This window comes from Cryobacterium sp. 10I1, from assembly GCF_035019805.1.
GTDB classification, from domain to species: Bacteria; Actinomycetota; Actinomycetes; order Actinomycetales; family Microbacteriaceae; genus Cryobacterium; species Cryobacterium glucosi.
This window is the reverse complement of record NZ_JASJVF010000473.1, coordinates 1-1,319: the sequence shown is the minus strand read 5'-3', so window position 1 is coordinate 1,319 and position 1,319 is coordinate 1. Positions and strand designations below refer to the sequence as shown.

1 protein-coding gene is annotated in these 1,319 nt (G+C 63.7%); it reads left to right on the top strand.

Annotation, left to right across the window (positions count from 1 at the left end; genetic code table 11):
* Positions 1–1,112: transposase (locus QN345_RS19175; protein ID WP_323509128.1), on the top strand; the 1,112-nt coding region annotated here is incomplete at its 5' end.
* Positions 1,113–1,319 lie beyond the last annotated feature (207 nt).

Sequence of the window (1,319 nt, the reverse complement as noted above, 5' to 3'; positions counted from 1 at the left end):
CACCGGATTTTCGCTCGATCGCCCGGTTCCGGAAACGGCACCTCGCGAGCCTGGGGAACGTGTTTTTGCAGGCGTTGGAACTGTGTCGTGCGGCTGGGATGGTGTCGCTGGGGCAGGTCGCGTTGGACGGCACCAAGGTCCGGGCGAACGCGTCCAGGCGCAAAGCGATGAGTTACGCCCGGTTGACGGAGAAGCAGAAAGTCCTCGCCGATGAAGTCTCCGCCCTCCTGGCGGACGCCGATGCGATCGATGAGGCCGAGGATGCCCGGTTCGGGAAAGACAAACGCGGTGATGAGTTGCCGCCGGAGCTCGCGAGGCGGGAATCACGCCTCGTGAAACTGGCCGAGGCGCGCGCCGCTTTGGAGGCGGACGCGGCCGCCCGGGCGCGGAAAGAGGCCGAGAAGAAAGCCCGGGATAAGGGCGATGACGACGATGCTGTCACGGCGAAGGGTGAGGATGCGGCCGAGAACGCGGTCGTGAATCCGAAGGCTCAACGCAACTTCACCGACCCGGACGCGCGGATCATGAAGACCGCTGACGGGTCCTTCCATTACGCCTACAACGCGCAGGCCATCGTGGATGCGGATCATCAGATCATCGTCGCGACGACGCTGACGAATATTGGCGTGGATGTTGAACAGGTCGTGCCCCTGGTCGAGAAACTCCACACCACGACGGGCGTTCTGCCCCGGCAGGTCCTCGCCGATGCCGGGTATTGTTCAGCCGCGAACCTGGACTACGCCAAGACCATTGAGACGGCCAGCGACGGCGGGACCGAGTTCTTCATCGCGACCGGCCGGGTCAAGCATGGCGAACGTGTTCCCGAGGTTCCTCGGGGCCGGATCCCCGCCGATGCGACGCTCCGGGAACGCATGGCCCGGAAGTTGAAGACGAAGAAAGGCCGCGCCGTTTACGCCAGGCGCAAAGCGATCGTGGAGCCCGTGTTCGGTCAAATCCACACGAGGCAAGGAAAATTCCTGCTGCTGCGCGGGTTGGAGCAAGCAGCCCACGAGTGGGACCTGATCGCCGCCTGCCACAACCTAATGAAACTCCACACCCTGCAAACCAAAGCCCGCCTCGCCACGCAAAGCACTCCCCACCCGGCAACCTAAAGACCAGGCAAGACCGCCCTGACGGGCGACAGCGATCCTGCCCTGCGTCGTCAACACGGCCGTGGCCCTATTTTCGATCGGCACGCGAACGGATACAGAGCCCCAGCCCACGACGATCGCGTCGGCAACGCCCCAACCCAACCCGACGACATCGGAGGCATTCATTGGCATCAAAGCCGAATAGGCGTTACTGACTCACGCTCCTAG